Source organism: Phycicoccus endophyticus (assembly GCF_011326735.1).
In the GTDB taxonomy this organism is placed as follows: domain Bacteria; phylum Actinomycetota; class Actinomycetes; order Actinomycetales; family Dermatophilaceae; genus Phycicoccus; species Phycicoccus endophyticus.
Map to the genome: position 1 here is coordinate 21,193 of NZ_JAANCN010000013.1, position 14,608 is coordinate 35,800.

16 protein-coding genes are annotated in these 14,608 nt (G+C 72.9%); 4 read left to right on the forward strand and 12 right to left on the reverse strand.

Annotation, left to right across the window (positions count from 1 at the left end; all coding sequences use genetic code 11):
* Positions 1–40 precede the first annotated feature (40 nt).
* The 4 genes from G8D98_RS13005 to G8D98_RS15625 all read right to left on the reverse strand — a co-directional run bounded on the left by G8D98_RS13005 (position 41) and on the right by G8D98_RS15625 (position 2,159).
* The gene (locus G8D98_RS13005) at positions 41–379 is read right to left on the reverse strand and encodes a type II toxin-antitoxin system PemK/MazF family toxin (RefSeq protein ID WP_166104117.1); all 339 of its coding nucleotides are present in this window, start codon (positions 377–379) and stop codon (positions 41–43) included.
* Positions 363–560, reverse strand: a complete 198-nt coding sequence (locus G8D98_RS13010) for a hypothetical protein (protein ID WP_166104120.1) — start codon at positions 558–560, stop codon at positions 363–365. The genes G8D98_RS13005 and G8D98_RS13010 overlap by 17 nt, the downstream gene beginning before the upstream one ends.
* Before the next feature lie 118 nt (positions 561–678).
* Positions 679–1,287, reverse strand: coding sequence for an ATP-binding protein (locus tag G8D98_RS13015; protein WP_205859784.1), 609 nt, complete (start codon positions 1,285–1,287; stop codon positions 679–681).
* Positions 1,288–1,451: 164 nt separating this feature from the next.
* Entirely contained in the window at positions 1,452–2,159 is a 708-nt protein-coding gene (locus G8D98_RS15625) for a phosphotransferase (RefSeq protein WP_166104122.1), read from the reverse strand.
* 127 nt (positions 2,160–2,286) lie between these two features.
* On the opposite strand from G8D98_RS15625, the gene G8D98_RS13025 reads away from it, so the two are divergent.
* Together G8D98_RS13025 and G8D98_RS13030 are read left to right on the forward strand one after the other, a co-directional pair.
* A complete protein-coding gene (locus tag G8D98_RS13025; RefSeq protein ID WP_166104125.1) occupies positions 2,287–2,559 on the forward strand; it encodes a hypothetical protein in 273 nt (90 codons plus the stop codon).
* A gap of 351 nt (positions 2,560–2,910) precedes the next feature.
* A complete protein-coding gene (locus G8D98_RS13030; RefSeq protein ID WP_166104128.1) occupies positions 2,911–3,669 on the forward strand; it encodes a class I SAM-dependent methyltransferase in 759 nt (252 codons plus the stop codon).
* Positions 3,670–3,780: 111 nt separating this feature from the next.
* On the opposite strand, the gene G8D98_RS13035 is transcribed toward G8D98_RS13030, so the two are convergent.
* The 5 genes from G8D98_RS13035 to G8D98_RS13055 all read right to left on the reverse strand — a co-directional run bounded on the left by G8D98_RS13035 (position 3,781) and on the right by G8D98_RS13055 (position 7,254).
* On the reverse strand, positions 3,781–4,191 hold the full coding sequence (locus tag G8D98_RS13035; RefSeq protein ID WP_166104131.1) for a PIN domain nuclease: 411 nt from the start codon (positions 4,189–4,191) through the stop codon (positions 3,781–3,783).
* Positions 4,182–4,403, reverse strand: coding sequence for a type II toxin-antitoxin system VapB family antitoxin (vapB, locus tag G8D98_RS13040; protein ID WP_166104133.1), 222 nt, complete (start codon positions 4,401–4,403; stop codon positions 4,182–4,184). Before vapB ends, G8D98_RS13035 begins: the two co-directional genes overlap by 10 nt.
* Positions 4,404–4,580: 177 nt before the next feature.
* Positions 4,581–5,798, reverse strand: a complete 1,218-nt coding sequence (locus G8D98_RS13045; protein ID WP_166104136.1) for an ATP-binding protein — start codon at positions 5,796–5,798, stop codon at positions 4,581–4,583.
* Between the two features lie 94 nt (positions 5,799–5,892).
* Entirely contained in the window at positions 5,893–6,339 is a 447-nt protein-coding gene (locus tag G8D98_RS13050; RefSeq protein WP_205859785.1) for a nitroreductase family deazaflavin-dependent oxidoreductase, read from the reverse strand.
* Between the two features lie 54 nt (positions 6,340–6,393).
* Positions 6,394–7,254 carry an Fpg/Nei family DNA glycosylase gene (locus G8D98_RS13055; protein WP_166104139.1) on the reverse strand — a complete coding sequence of 287 codons (861 nt, stop codon included), beginning with the start codon at positions 7,252–7,254 and terminating at the stop codon, positions 6,394–6,396.
* Between the two features lie 192 nt (positions 7,255–7,446).
* Here G8D98_RS13055 and G8D98_RS13060 point away from each other — a divergent pair, with 192 nt between their 5' ends.
* Positions 7,447–10,782 (forward strand): hypothetical protein, encoded by a 3,336-nt coding sequence (locus tag G8D98_RS13060; RefSeq protein ID WP_166104142.1) that lies wholly within the window; start codon positions 7,447–7,449, stop codon positions 10,780–10,782.
* A 45-nt stretch (positions 10,783–10,827) separates the two neighbouring features.
* Here G8D98_RS13060 and G8D98_RS13065 read toward each other — a convergent pair whose 3' ends face one another.
* Positions 10,828–11,979 carry an App1 family protein gene (locus G8D98_RS13065; RefSeq protein ID WP_166104145.1) on the reverse strand — a complete coding sequence of 384 codons (1,152 nt, stop codon included), beginning with the start codon at positions 11,977–11,979 and terminating at the stop codon, positions 10,828–10,830.
* Between the two features lie 23 nt (positions 11,980–12,002).
* Positions 12,003–12,797, reverse strand: coding sequence for a GAF and ANTAR domain-containing protein (locus G8D98_RS13070; RefSeq protein WP_166104148.1), 795 nt, complete (start codon positions 12,795–12,797; stop codon positions 12,003–12,005).
* Between the two features lie 68 nt (positions 12,798–12,865).
* Between G8D98_RS13070 and G8D98_RS13075 the strand changes: the two genes are divergently transcribed.
* Entirely contained in the window at positions 12,866–13,633 is a 768-nt protein-coding gene (locus G8D98_RS13075; RefSeq protein ID WP_166104151.1) for a fructosamine kinase family protein, read from the forward strand.
* 54 nt (positions 13,634–13,687) lie between these two features.
* Here the strand turns inward: G8D98_RS13075 and G8D98_RS15630 are convergent, their stop codons facing one another.
* Positions 13,688–14,584 (reverse strand): collagen-like triple helix repeat-containing protein, encoded by an 897-nt coding sequence (locus G8D98_RS15630; protein ID WP_276509393.1) that lies wholly within the window; start codon positions 14,582–14,584, stop codon positions 13,688–13,690.
* Positions 14,585–14,608: the final 24 nt, after the last annotated feature.

Sequence of the window (14,608 nt, forward strand, 5' to 3'; positions counted from 1 at the left end):
AGAGGGCCGTGTGGAGGCACTGCCGGGGTCTCGAACGGTGTCAGAGGTCCAGAAGCGTCGCTAGCGTTTCGCGGACTTCGCCGAGGGCCACGGGGCCGACGTTGCCAGCCTGGCGGTGGATGCGTGTGGTGGCCACCGACCGCACGTGCTGGCACTGCGCGGACGAGGGCGCGGTGAGACGGTTGCCCGCATCGGGCTCGATGACCACCTCCGTGCTGCTCGAACGGATGGTGCGGGTCAACGGCACCACCTGCACGACGTTCGGCCCGCCGCCGAGTACACGGGATGCGGTGACCACGACGGCGGGACGACGCAGGCCGGCTTCGCTGCCGGCCGGAGTGCCGAGGTCGAGCTCGACGACGTCACCCGGCGTCAGCATCGAGCCACTGCGTCTCATCCTCGGCGAGTTCTTCGGCGAGGTCGCGGCCCATGGCCTCCTGGCGCAGCACCCGCAACGCGCTGCGGACGGTCTCATCGATCGACTCGTGGCGTTCGGCCGCCAAGCGGGTCACCCGGGCGTGAGTGTCCCGGCTGACGCGGATCGTCGTTGTGTCGGCCATACGGCAACCGTACGCCCTGTAGACTATTCCGTCTACATGGCGTAGGCTGGGCACCCGCTGCCGCCTCGATAGGACGCGCCCAACTTGCGGCGCTGTGACGCGCCTGCCGCTCCTTGCACTATCCGCGGTCACGCATCTCCAGGCGTAGCCAGGGAAATGCCCGCGCGTCACCACTCATCAGCCGTGTCGGACCGCCGATCCGGGCATCGGGACGAAACGTCACGACGGTGCCGGTCCTGGGCGCTCTCGGGAGTGCGTGGAGTGCGGCGTCGGGGATGCCGTACCGGTAGGTCTGGGTCCACGTTCCGTTGCTGCGTCGGTTCTCGTGGACGAGGACCGAGCTCAGCGCCGCGACAGTTGACATCCCCCGGCGCGGCAGCCCGTCAGGAAGCGTCGGCCCGTCCGCGACGTCGAAGAACCTGATGTCCCGGGTCGCCATCACCGGCTTTCGGACTGCCTTCCCGTGCTGGTCGAGGCGGGTGTCGGTGCCGCGCCCGTCATCAGCGATGGTGACCGTTCCGTCGTCGGTCATGCTCACGACAGCCAACCCAACGCTGCAGCGGGCTTCGGCTTCGTCGTTTGCGTAGGCCAGCACCTCGAGAATCATGTGCCGCAGCCCTCCGGCGCCGTAGACGGCCGCGTTCTCGCGGACGAGCGCGAGGTGGTGAGTATCGAGGTCATCAGACCAATCGTGAGTGGTCACCATCCAGCCCGATCGCTCGCTCACGAGATCGACTCTACGAGGTGACACCCAACCAACCATGAGCTCCTAGGCGGTACCGGGAACGCCACAACTGCGCCCGGCAGACGCTGGAAAGGGACAGTTGGTCCACGGCGGCTGCTGAGCTTTGCCGCATGACCGGCTGGCGCGTTTCTGGGCCGATGATCTGACTAGGGAAGTCGAGGTTCAGTGCGCCATCGGTCTGGCCAGCCGGCATCGACCCACGCGGCGTGGGGCATGTGTCCGCGTTCGCCCAGGTACACGACTTCTTTCACCGCCTGCTCGCGTCGATCGGCGACCGCCTGCATGACATCGAGTGGACCGGTCCAGCCGTAGCCGTCCAGGAACGCCTCGATCCGCGCATGAGCGTCGAAGGTCTTCGAGAGGTGCCGGTGTCGCAGTTCGGCCTCGTCGACGTCGAAGGGTGCGAACCAGTAGAGCGCGTAGGCGACGTCGCTGACCTCGGGAGCCGGGCGGGCCATGTCCCAGTCGAACACCGCAATGGCGACTCCGTCCCGCCACGCCATGTTGGTCGGCTTCGGATCACCGTGGCACACCGTCGACCCACCCTCCGAAGGGACGGCCCACCGGGCCCCCGGTGGTGGGACCCACGACCGAGTCCCCAGGTGAAGCGCTCGCAGCAGGGATCCCGCGGAGCGGACTGCCGAGATCAAGCTCTGGTGGGGCCACGCCTGTTCTCCCGCCTCCCCGGGCACCAGACGCAGGACCTCCTGCGCCCCCTCGACGCCGAGGGGTTCAGGGACGGGCAGTCCAGCGGCATGGAGATGCGCAAGAAGGGAGTGGACAGTGTCTGTCCATGGCGCGACCGGCCGACGCACCACACCCCCGTGGATGCTCACCCGTCGCTCCCCGGCCATCCCCCGACGCTAGCCCGAGCATCGCTGCGCAGCCGCGACCTATTCAAGCGCGGGAGTCCACCACCCCCGATGCCACGTCATCACGCGGCCGATAGCCGCCTGTTGCTGCGCGCTCTACGATGCGGGCGTGAGCGAGGACCAAGCCGTCGGGAGGACCAGCAGCGGCACGGTCGTCGTCTTGGCCGTCGCCGCAGTTCTTACCGTCATGGGAATCGGCAGTCTCCTGGCTCAGTGGGATCGATTGACACGGGACTCTCTCTTCGGGCTGGCGGCTCTCTCAGGGGCGCTGTTGCCGCTCGTGGCGCTCTTGTGGGGCGTGAGGAAGGCACGGCGGGAACGCTTGGGACCCGACAACCGCCGCGGACCCGCCACGTCACCAACCCACCAGCGACGAGGATGACCACGGCCGCTCCCCACGCCGGCGCCTGACTGCACGTCACCTCGTACCCGCCCGCAGCCCAGCAGACTGGCGGCTGGGTGTCGACCCCCGACGTAGGCAAGAGAAGCAGCACCGCGACGGTGGCCAGCGCGACGGTGCTCACCACCGGGATCACGGACGACCTGACCGCAGGCACATTCTGAGTGTGGCAGCAACGGCGCTCGACCGTTGTCGGACTCGCGACGGACGATTCGCGGCGGTTGGACGCAGGTCGCATTCGTACGCAAATGGCGATGAGCGGACGCATCACCGGTCCGTGCGCCGCCTGAAAACGAGGTGCTGGCGCTGTCGGTTGCGTGGCAGGGTCCGGACATGGAACCTGCGGACTTCTACTCGGGAATCGTCGTTGATGCCTACGCCAAGTTGAAGTCATCGAGTTTCGAGGCCGGGCCGTACATCGACTTCGTGAGAGCGACGGGTGAACCAGCACTGGAGATCGGGTGCGGCGACGGTGAACCAATGCTCGACCTCTGCGTCGCCGGGCTCGTCGTGGACGGGGTCGACTCCTCAGCCGACATGGTCGATCGCTGTCGACAGAACGCTGCAAAGCGGGGCATCTCCACCCACGTCTACCAGCAGCGAGTCGAAGCGCTGAACCTCGCACGTCGCTACACGTCCATCTACTTTGCCGGGCCGACGTTCAACTTGCTTGCGGATGACGGAACAGCGACCCGCGCACTTGAAGCCATTTCCAGGCACCTGACGGGCCACGGCGCTGCCCTCATACCGCTGTGGATTCCTGACCCCACACCCCAAGCAGACATGGGGGTCAGCCGGACGGCTGCGGATGGTCCTGGCGTCGAACTCAGTTACACCCCGCTCAGTGAGACCTACGACAAGGACACCCGCACCAGAGTCACAACGTCGCGGTACCAGCGGACCACGTCCAGCGGTACGGAATCAGTGGACCGCGAGTGGGTCATTCACTGGCACACGCCTCACGCGTTTGTTGCCATGTGCCAGGAAGCCGGGCTTGAGGTCCTGGCGCTTGTGGACAACGAGACGAACACTCGCGCATCCGAGATCTCCACCGAGTTCACCGCGACGGTGCGCAGGGCGTCGACCGTCTGAGGGAATGCCACGCGTATGGGCGCTGGCGTGCTCGTCCACCAACATCCGGATCACCGCGATCCGGTAGGTCGACCCGCGGCGAAGAGGGGCATGTGCCCGCGCCGGCTCTCCTCAAAGACTGAGGCGTTCGACGGGTTGGCCGGTGATGCTGGCGATGAGGTCGAAGTCCTTGTCGAGGTGGAGCACGGTTAGCCCCGCAAGCTCTGCGGCGGCGGCGATGACGAGGTCAGGGATCGACGGGGCGCGATGCTGCCCCTGTGCCGCCAGCAGCAGCTGTACGTCGAGCGCGCGATCCTCGATGGCCGGGGTGAGGTACTCCACCGGCATGGCGGACAACGGCGGCCGAGCGAACAGGGCGCGGGCGTCGTGACCGCTGCGAGCGGAGTAACCGACCTCCAAGCGGGTCACGGTCGCGATGCGCACCAAGCCTCGCTCGATCCGCTCGGCCCAGTCCTCCGCATCCGGGCTGTCACCCAGCCGGACCAAGGCTGACTTGTCGACCAGCCACTCGGTCACTGCCACGCTGCGCCCATCACCTGCGGATCATCCAGGTCGCCGGCGAGGTCGGCGAACGCGCGCAGGTCGGACCCGGAGACCGTGCTCTCCGAGGTCGCCGCATCCGCGGCCAGACGTCGGCGGATGTACTCCACCCGCGATAGGCCCAACCGTGAGGCGTGCGCGTCAACTCCAGCCAGAACCGCGTCGGGGACATCGCGGATCAGGACATCAGCCACGCGAACCACCTCCGATATCTGATGATATCAAAGAGGTCCCCTGCCCCGTGCTCGCCGCCCCGGCCCCATCACCGAACGCCCAGCAGGCGGCGGTGTGTATGTCGCAGGTGAAGAACGACGGTCTCCTCGGGGTGAGGCCTCTGTCGTCGCAGACCGCTCGACGCCGACGGCGGTGCTCTAGGAGTGGTCGCGCAGGTAGCGGCCGAAGTGGGGCACGGTGAAGGCCACGAGCCCGCGTTCCCCGGAGTAGACGAGGCCCTTCTTCAGCAGGGCGTCCCGGGCGGGCGAGAGCGACTGCGGCTTGCGCCCCAGCCGGGCCGCGACCTCCGCGGTCGGGACCGCCTCGGTCTCCTCCCCCTCGGCGGCCGCAGCCGCCACGTCGGCCATGGCGCGCAGGTACTCCCGCTCCCCCGGCGTGGCGCGCTCGAAGCGCGACCCGAAGAAGCCCACGGCCAGCTCGGCCTCGGCCTCGGGGGCCGCGACCTCGACGTCCCCGGCGGTGATCGGCGAGCCCGGCGCCCGGTCCCAGACCGCCTTGCCGTAGGCCTGGACGAAGTACGGGTAGCCGCCGGTCGCGGCGTACATCGCCGCGAGTGCATCCGCCTCGTACTGGGCGCCCTCCTCGGCGGCGGGCCGCACGAGCGCCGCATCCGCCGCCGCCCGGTCGAGCCGGTCGATCCGCGAGTAGCGGAATAGCCTCTCCGAGTATGACTTCGAGGCCGACAGCACCGCCGGCAGATGGGGCAGCCCGGCGCCCACGACGATCAGCGGCAGCCCGGACTGGCTGATCTCGTGCGCCGAGGCGCACAGCGCGGAGACGTCATCGGGCCCGAGGTCCTGCATCTCGTCGATGAAGACGGCCACCCCACGCCCGGTGTCCGAGGCCATCCCGCCGAGGTCGGAGAGCAGCTCGACGAGGTCGATCTCGACGTCCCCGGAGTCGGCACGCCCGGCGACCGCGGGAACCGTGATCCCCGGGTTCCACCGGTCACGCAGCCGGGGCGCGGACCGTCCACGACCCCCGGCGTCGACGGGCGGGGTCTGGGCGAACGAGCGGATCACCCCGAGGGCGTGCTCCCCCGCGCCCCCGGCGGGGCCGAGCTCGCGCACCGCCTGGTGCAGTGCCGAGGCGAGCGGCCGGCGCAGGGACTGCTCGGGCCGCGCCTCGAGCTTGCCCGTCCCCCACCCGGCACGGACGGCCGCCGAGCGCAGCGCGTTGAGCAGGACGGTCTTGCCGACCCCGCGCAGCCCGGTGAGCACGACGGAGCGCTCGGGGCGGCCCCGGGCGACCCGCTCGAGGACGACGTCGAAGGCGTCGAGCTGCTCGTCCCGCCCGGCGAGCTCGGGCGGCCGCTGGCCGGCGCCGGGGGCGTAGGGGTTCCTGACCGGGTCCACGATCGCACTGTATGGGGCTCTCTAGCGTCCATCCGATACATCCGCAGACACCGCCATCGCGTGTCGGGCGGGTTTGAGTGCGCCCCGCCGGGCCTCAGCCCTCGGGCTCGAGCCGGAAGACCGGATGGCGCGGCGCCTCGGCGGCGACCTCCTCGAGGGTGGAGTCGGCGGAGACCTCGAAGAACGGGCGCACGATGGCGACCTCGGCGAGGTACTGCCGCAGGACCGGCGCTGCCTCCTGCGGCCCGAGCTCGACCGCGGTACAGGTCTCGGCCCGGCGCCCCCGCCGCAGGGTGACCCGGCCCCCGGCCCGGGCGTTGTGCACCCAGCTCACCGCGCCGTACGGCGCCACGAGGAAGCGCCCGTCGGCGGCCTCCACGAGGGTGACCGGCGTGGTCCGCTCGAGCCCGCTGCGGCGCCCGCGCGTGGTCAGCAGGTAGTCGTGCCGGGGGCCCAGCCCGGCCTTGACCAGGCCGGCCATGAACCGGTTGGCGAACCGCCGGGCCGGGCCGAGACGGTAGTGCGGGGTCGTGGTGCCCACGCGGCGATCCTAGCCGGGGCCGGCACCGTCGGGCAGGCCCGGTAGCCGCGGACGCTACTTGAGGAACTTGCTCGTGCGCCGGTCGGCGAGCGGCTTGCCACCGGTCTGGCAGGTCGCGCAGTACTGGAGGGAGGAGTCGGCGAAGGAGACCTCCCGCACGACGTCCCCGCACTCGGGGCACGGCTCACCCGTGCGACCGTGCACGCGCATCCCCGCCCGCTTGGCGTCCTTGAGCTCCTTGGCCGGCTTGCCCGAGGCCGCGGCGACGGCCCGCGCGAGGGTCTCGCGCAGCGCGGCGTAGAGCCGGGTGACCTGGGCGTCGTCCAGCGACGCGGCGATCGCGAAGGGCGAGAGCTTGGCGACGTGGAGGATCTCGTCGGAGTAGGCGTTGCCGACCCCGGCGATGACCGACTGGTCGCGCAGCAGCCCCTTGACCTGCATCCGGTGCGCCCCGACGATGCCGGCGAACACCTCCTCGGTGAAGCCGTCGGCGAGCGGGTCGGGGCCGAGCGAGGCGACCCCCGGGACGTCCTCGGGGCGGTGGACGACGTACGCGGCCAGCCGCTTCTGCGTCCCCGCCTCGGTGAGGTCGAAGCCCGACGCGTCGTCGAAGCGCACCCGCAGCGCGATCGGTGACTTCCCCGGCCGCAGCACCGTGCTCGGCATCGCGTCGGACCAGCGCAGCCACCCCGCGCGGGCGAGGTGGACGACGAGATGGGTCCCGCCGCAGTCGAGGTCGAGGAACTTGCCATGGCGTGCGACCCCGTCGACGGGGGCGCCGACGAGCGCCTCCGGTGGCGGGGTGAAGGTCTTGAGCACGTGGAAGGACCCGAGCTCGACCCCGGTGACGACGAGCCCATCCGTGCGCTGCCGGAGGAAGTCCGCCAGCGCCTGCACCTCGGGCAGCTCGGGCATACCCCGACGCTACCCGGGTCGGGCCCCGCAGGGGAGGCGCGCGCCACCGGGGCCGGCAGGCCGCTGCGCGGGAAGCGTTCGCCGTCACCGGCTTCCGCGAGCGTCGCCCTCTGCGAACCCCGCCTCTTCTTTCATCCGCTTACATGTCCCCCTCGGCTGTGCGCCGCCCGTGGCAGATGGTAGGCAAGTGGGGTGCGTGACCAGCCGGCCCCCAGCTCTCCTGACCTTCCCGACCTTCCCGTCCTGACCGGACCGCACGGGCTGACCGCGCAGCTGACCTCCGGCGGTGCGCTGTCCCGCTTCGAGGCCTTCGGGCGCAGCCTGCTGCTCTACCCCGCGAGCGAGCTCGAGGCCGGGCCGGCCAACCTCCACCTGCGGGTGCTCGACGGGGACCGGGCCGACCGCCTCCCCCTGCTCGGCCCCGGCTCCGGGGCCTCCGTGGAGCACGGCGAGGACGAGCTGCGGTGGCGCGGCTCCTGGCGCGGTCTGCACTGGAGCGTCCGCCTCGTCCTCGGGGTCGGCGGCGAGCCCGACGCGGTCGAGCACGCCTCGTGGCGGTGGGAGGTCCTCGTCGAGAACGCCGGCACCACCCCGGTCGAGGTCGACGTCGTCCTCACCCACGACCCGGCGCTCGCCGAGCCCGCCGCAGTACGCATGAACGAGTACTACGTCGCCCAGTACCTCGACCTCAGCCCGGTCCGCACCGAGCGTGGGACGGCAATCGCCGTGCGGCAGAACATGCCCGGGCCCACCGCGCCCTGGCTGCTGCTCGGGTCACTGCGTGAGGGTGCAGGCTGGGCCACCGACGCCCTCCAGGTGACCGAGCGCACCGCCTCCGGCACGACGTGGGCCGGGCTGGACACCCGCGCTCTCCCCTCGCGGCGCCACCAGCACGAGCACTCGCTCGTCGTCCTCGCCGACTCCCCCGTCACTCTCGCCGCCGGAGGGACCCATCGCACGGGGTTCGCCGGTGTCGTGCTCGCCGACCACCCGGCCGCCACCGGGCCGCAGGACGCCTCCTGGCTCTCGGTCGCCGTCGCCGAGACCGACCGGGGCCGGGGCGCCGCGGCCGGTGAGGGCCGGCCGGTCTCGGGCACCGTCTTCGGCGCGCCGACCCTCGCCAGCCGACCGCTGACCGACGCGGAGACCGACCGGCTCGGGCTGGCCCCCGAGGGCGCCCTCGAGCGTGGCCCGGACGGCCGACCCTGGGCGTGGCCCAGCGACGGCGGGCAGGTTGTCCTCGGCAGCAAGGACCTCGCGGTGCTCCGCCCACACGGACAGATCCTGCGCACCGGCGACCGGCTGGTGCCCGACCCGGCCGCGCTGACGACGACGGTGTGGATGGACGGCACGCTCCTGTCCCAGGTCACCTGCGGGCACGTGGGGCGCGACCCCCTGCTCACCGGGCGCCGCTCCTACCTCGGCCTCCTCCAGGCCCACGGCGCCCGCCTCCTGCTGCGGACCGGCCAGACCTGGACCCTGCTCGGCGCTCCCTCGGCCTGGCACCTCGGGCTCGATGCGTGCACGTGGTGGTACGCCCACGAGGACCTCGTCCTCGAGGTGCGCACGCAGGCGCCCGAGCACGAGCACGAGCTGCGCCTGACGCTCACGGTGCGCTCGGGCGGCCCGGTCGAGGTCCTCCTCGCCCTCGCCACGGACGGTGGGCAGGCGCCCGTCCACTCCGGTGACGGGCTCGACCTCGACGGGTGGCGGCTGGCCTGGTCGGGGGCCGCCGTGACGGTCGGTGGCGACGAGCCGCTGCACAGCGACGGCCGCGCGCGCGACGCCTCGTGGCTGACGCTGGCCGTCGCACCGACCGAACACTGGCAGCTGCGCCTCGCCCACCCGGTCGCCGCCGCCGGCGGCTCCTCGGGTAAGGGAGCTCCCTTCTGGGACAGCGTGGCCCGTACCCTGAGCATCGCTCCCGCCGAGACGAACGAGGACGCGGCGCTCGTCGCCCCCATCGGCGCGGCCGTGCCGTGGTTCGCGCACGACGCGGTCGTGCACTACCTGGCTCCGCGCGGTCTCGAGCAGTACAGCGGCGGCGCCTGGGGCACCCGCGACGTCTGCCAGGGCCCGGTCGGCCTGCTCACTGCCCTGGACCGGCCCGACATCGTGGGCGAGGTGCTGGAGCGGGTCTTCGCCGGGCAGAACGCCCGCGGGGACTGGCCGCAGGCCTTCGAGTTCCTGCCCCCCGGCTCCGCCGCCGGCCAGCAGGACGCCCACGGCGACGTCGTCTTCTGGCCCCTCCTCGCGACCGGTGAGCATCTTCTCGCGAGCGGGGACCCCGACCTGCTCGAACGGCAGCTGCCGTTCGTCGGGGACGACGGGCCCACCGAGGCCGCCCCGGTGCTCGAGCACCTCGGGCGTGCGCTCGAGCACGTCGAGGCGAGCACCGTCGCGGGCAGCCCGCTGCCCGCCTACGGGCACGGCGACTGGAACGACTCCCTGCAGCCGGCCGACCCCCGGCTGGCGAGCCACCTGGTGTCGGTGTGGACGGCGGTCCTGCAGACCCAGGCGCTGCGCGCCCTCGCGGCCGGGCTCGAGGCGGTCGACGCCGCCCCCGACCTGGCCCGCCGGGCCGCTGCCCTGGCCGACGCCACCCACGAGGAGATCCGGCGCGAGCTGCTCCTCGACGGCGTGCTGCCCGGGTACCTGCTCCACCACGACGACGGCACGACCGAGCCGCTCGTGCACCCGCGCGACACCCGCACGGGGCTGACCTACGGCGTGCTCCCGTGGATCCACGCGGTCACAGGGGACCTCCTCGACCCGAAGGACGCCGAGCACCACCTGCGCCTCGTCGAGGCCCACCTGCTCGGACCGGACGGCGCCCGGCTGTTCGACCGTCCGGTCGGCTACGGCGGGGGGCCCATGGGGACCTTCCAGCGGGCCGAGGCGAGCACCTTCTGGGGTCGGGAGATCGGTCTGATGTACGTCCACGCGCACCTGCGCTACGCCGAGGCGCTGGCCCGCACCGGCGACGGCCCCGGCCTGCTGCGCGCCCTCGCGCTGGCGACGCCGGCGGGGGCCGCTGCGCTCGTCCCCGGCGCCCGCCCGCGCCAGACCAGCTGCTACTACTCCTCGTCCGACGCGGTGTTCGCCGACCGGTACGAGGCGGCCGACCGGTACGCGGACCTCATGGCCGGCGCCGTGCCCCTCGAGGGCGGCTGGCGGGTCTACTCCTCGGGCCCGGGGCTCTTCCTCCGGCTCGTCGTCGAGGCCCTGCTCGGCGTGCGGCGGCGCGGGTCGCGGGTGGAGCTGGACCCGGTGCTCGACCCGGCGGCCGGGCCGCTGCAGGCCCGGGTGCCGTTCGAGGGCGGGCACCTGGACCTGCTCCTGCGTCCGGGCGACGCCGGCCACGGGGTGCGATCGGTGTCCGGCCCGGCCGGCGCCCTGGCGACGACACCCCTGGCCAACCCCTACCGCGAGGGTGGGGTCGAGCTCTCCCGGGCCGACCTGCACGCGGCGGTGGCCCGGCGGGGCGCCGGCGACGGCGGGCCGGACCTCGTCGTGGAGACCGGCTGACCCGCGAGCAGCGGCGCGCTGCGGGCCACGCCGCCCGGCCCGCACTCAGCGCTCGTCGGGTCCGTCGACGAGGTACTCCGGTGGGTCGTCGACGTCGGTGACGACCGACGAGGCGTACTCGCGCAGGGTGCGCACGCGCGCGTCCTGCTCCCAGATGCCACGGACCCGCTCCAGCAGGTCGTAGCCGTCCGGCCCGCGCGCCACCGGCACCTCGAGGCGCTCACGGGGGGTCGGGGCGATGTCGTCGGTGGCCAGCGGGATGACGTGCGAGAGGACCTGCTCGCCGGCGGTCAGCTCGCGGATGGCGATGCCGCGCACCCGGTCCGGGCGGCGCGCGGCGAACTCGCCGTAGATCCCCGGGTCGTGCTGGCCGTCGTCACCGACGAGCAGCCAGCGGACGTTCGGCAGCTCGCGTGCGAGCCGGTGCAGCTGCGCCCGCTTGTGCTCCTGCCCCGAGCGGAACCAGCCGGTGTTCGTCGGCCCCCAGTCGGTGAGCAGCATGGGGCCGGCGGGGTAGCCGCTGCGGTCGAGGAACCGGGTCAGCTGGGGTGCGGTGTTCCAGGCCCCGGTCGAGAGGTAGACGACCGGCGCGTCCGGTTGGCTCGCCAGCAGCTCCCGGTACATCGTCGCCATCCCGGGCACCGGGCGCCGCGCGCCCTCGGAGCGCACGAAGGTGTTCCAGGCCGCGATCATCGGCCGCGGCAGCGACGTGGTGATCACGGTGTCGTCGATGTCGGAGATGATCCCGTGGGTCACCGTGGAGCCGACAACGACGACGGGGACGTCGATCGGCTGGGCCCGGGGCGAGTCGAGGAAGACCCGGTGCCAGCCGGGCGCCAGCCCGTGGCCCCGCACGACGAGGTCGATGTAGCCGCCACGGTCGGTGCGCGTGGTCACGATCCGCTCGTTGACCCGGATGGTCACCGGCTCGTCGACCGCCGGGGTGGCGAAGAAGGCCCGCCAGCCGCGGGTCTCGAGCTCGACCGAACGCAGCCGGGCCGCGTACGTGTCCTCCTCGGGCTCGTCCTCGGGCCGGCCCCGGGTGAAGAGCACGCGGCCGAACAGGCGCAGCTGTGCGGTGCTGCCGTAGCCGGTCGACGGCACGATCCGGGTGCCCCAGCCGCGGGCCGCGAAGAGCGCAGCCTTGCGGTTCGTGTACGCGTCCTCGAGCAGGGCCGCGGCGTGGGGTCGCGCCATGGACCGACTCTAGGACACGCAGGTCACTCCCCCGACGGGTCGAGCCCCGTGCTGCCGGTCACGATCCCGTGCACGACCTCCTCGGCCAGGACCCGGACCTTGACGTTGCGGTCCTGCGAGGTCTTGCGCAGCACCTCGAACGCGTCGTGCTCGGGGATGCCACGCATTGCCATGATGACCCCCTTGGCCTGTTCGATGACCGCGCGGCTGGCCATCGCCTGCTCGAGCTGCCCGGCGAGCTGGCGCATCCCGTCCAGGGCCGTGACGGCGACGACGGCGTCGGCGCACCGGCGGGCGGCGACCCGCACGACGGCAGCGTCGAAGCCGTCGAAGGCGGCGTGGGCCCACGCGTAGAGGTTGAGCGCCCCGACGCACTCCTCGCCGCTGATCAGGGGGACGGCGAACAGGCTGCGCATGCCGTCGGACCGGGAGACCTCGGCGAACCGCGGCCAGCGACCGTCGTCCTGGCACAGGTCGTCGACCCGCTGCTCCTCGCGGGTGCGCGCGGCGTCGAGGCAGGGCCCTTCGCCGAGGGCGTACTGCGCCGCGTCGATCTCGAGGGTCTGCACCGTCGTGTACGCCGCCGAGTGCGGACGGTCGTTGCTCAGGATGGTGATGCCCACCTCGTCACACCCGGTGACCTCGCGGCGCACCGCATGGACGACCCGCTCGAGGTAGTCCGAGAGCTCGTCGAGGGACTCCAGGACACCGCCGATCTCGGCGGTCATCCGCTCCACGAGTGCCGCGGCGTCGGTGTCCTCGTCCTCGGGCGGCGGCGGGGGAACAAGGGTGTTGGTCATGGCGTCCTCCGAGGTCACCTGGTGCAGGCCCGACTCTAGCCGCGACCCGTCGTGCCCCACCAACCGCCCGGTGCCACGATGGCCCCATGCCGCGTCGGTTCCGCAAGAGCTCCGCGACCGTCCCGCCGGGGTACTTCGCGTGGGAGGCCACCGGCCTGCGGTGGCTCGGCGAGGCGGGAGGTGACGCGGTCGTCCCCGTCCTCGACGTCGGGCCCACCCATCTGGAGCTGCCGTACCTGGCCGAGGGCCCGCCCAGCGTGCGGGCCGCCGAGGACCTCGGCCGTGCCCTGGCGCGCATCCACGGCGCCGGGGCCGACGCCTTCGGCGCGCCGCCGGCCGGGTGGGACGGCGACGGCTGGCTCGGGCCCCTCAGCGAGCCACTGCCCCTCCGGCTGGGGTCCTGGCCTGCCTGGGGCGTCTTCGCGGCGGAGGCACGGGTGCTGCCGCTGGCGCGGACGGGCCGGGAGCGGGGGGTGTTCGGCCCCGAGCAGGTGGCCGTCCTGGAGCGTCTGGCCCGCACCCTGGCCGCGGGCACGCATGACACCGACGACCCTCCCGCGCGCCTTCACGGGGACCTGTGGGCGGGCAACGTCCTGTGGACTCCTGCGGGGGCGGTGGTCGTCGACCCCGCCGCCCACGGTGGCCACCGGGAGGCCGACCTGGCGATGCTCGCCGTCTTCGGCGCCCCGTCCCTGCCGCGGCTGCTCGCCGCGTACGACGAGGTCGCGCCGCTGGCGAGCGGGTGGCGGGAGCGGGTCCTCCTGCACCAGGTGCACCCGCTGCTCGTCCACGCCGTCCTCTTCGGCGGCTCGTACGTGCCGCGCGCCGTCGACGCCGCCGCGCACTACGCCTGACGGTCCGCCGGGCCGGGTACGCCTGGGTGGCGTACCCGGCCCGGGTGTCCGGCCTCAGGCCGGCTGCACGCCGAGGCGGCAGCGCGGCGCGAGCACCAGTACCCCGCCGAGGGCCAGCAGGGCGAGGGCGACCGAGAGGAGCAGACCACCGGCCATACCCGTCTGGGCCAGCCGCGAGGAGAGGTGGGCGATCGCGGTGACCGCCGCGCCCCCCACACCGCTCGCCGACCCCAGCAGGGCGGTGGTGACCGGCGCGCCGGAGCCGCCGGGGGCCTGCGGGCCCTCGTCGGCGCCCGGCGGTGTCCCGGGGTCACCCGGCGCGCCTGGCTGTCCCGGGGTGCCGGGGTCACCCGGGGTCCCGGGGTCACCCGGGCTGCCGGGGTCACCCCCGGTGGTCGGCTCCTCGGACGTCGAGTCACCCACCACCGAGACCGCCGTCCCGGACACGGTCACCGGCGCGGCGACCGGCAGCACCACCTGGTTTCCACCGACGAGACTCTCCGACCCGTCGGTCGACGGACCCGAGCCCAACCCCGAACCGGCCCCGCCACCGGTCGCGGCATCCTCGGACGTCGAGTCACCCACCACCGAGACCGCCGTCCCGGACACGGTCACCGGCGCGGTGACCGGCAGCACCACCTGGTTGCCACCGACGAGACTCTCCGACCCGTCGGTCGACGGACCCGAGCCCGACCCCGAACCGGCCCCGTCGCCGGTCGCGGCATCCTCGGACGTCGAGTCACCCACCACCGAGACCGCCGTCCCGGACAGGGTCACCGGCGCGGTGACCGGCGCCTCGACCTGGTTCCCGCCGGCCACCGAGTCATCTCCATCGGTGCTCGTCGAGGACGACGAGCCCTGCGCCGAACCCGACCCAGAACCCGTCCCCGTCTGCGCCGACGACGACTCCGAGTCCCCGAGAACCGAGACGGAGTTACCCGAGACCGTCACCGGCGCGGTGACCGGCGCCTCGAC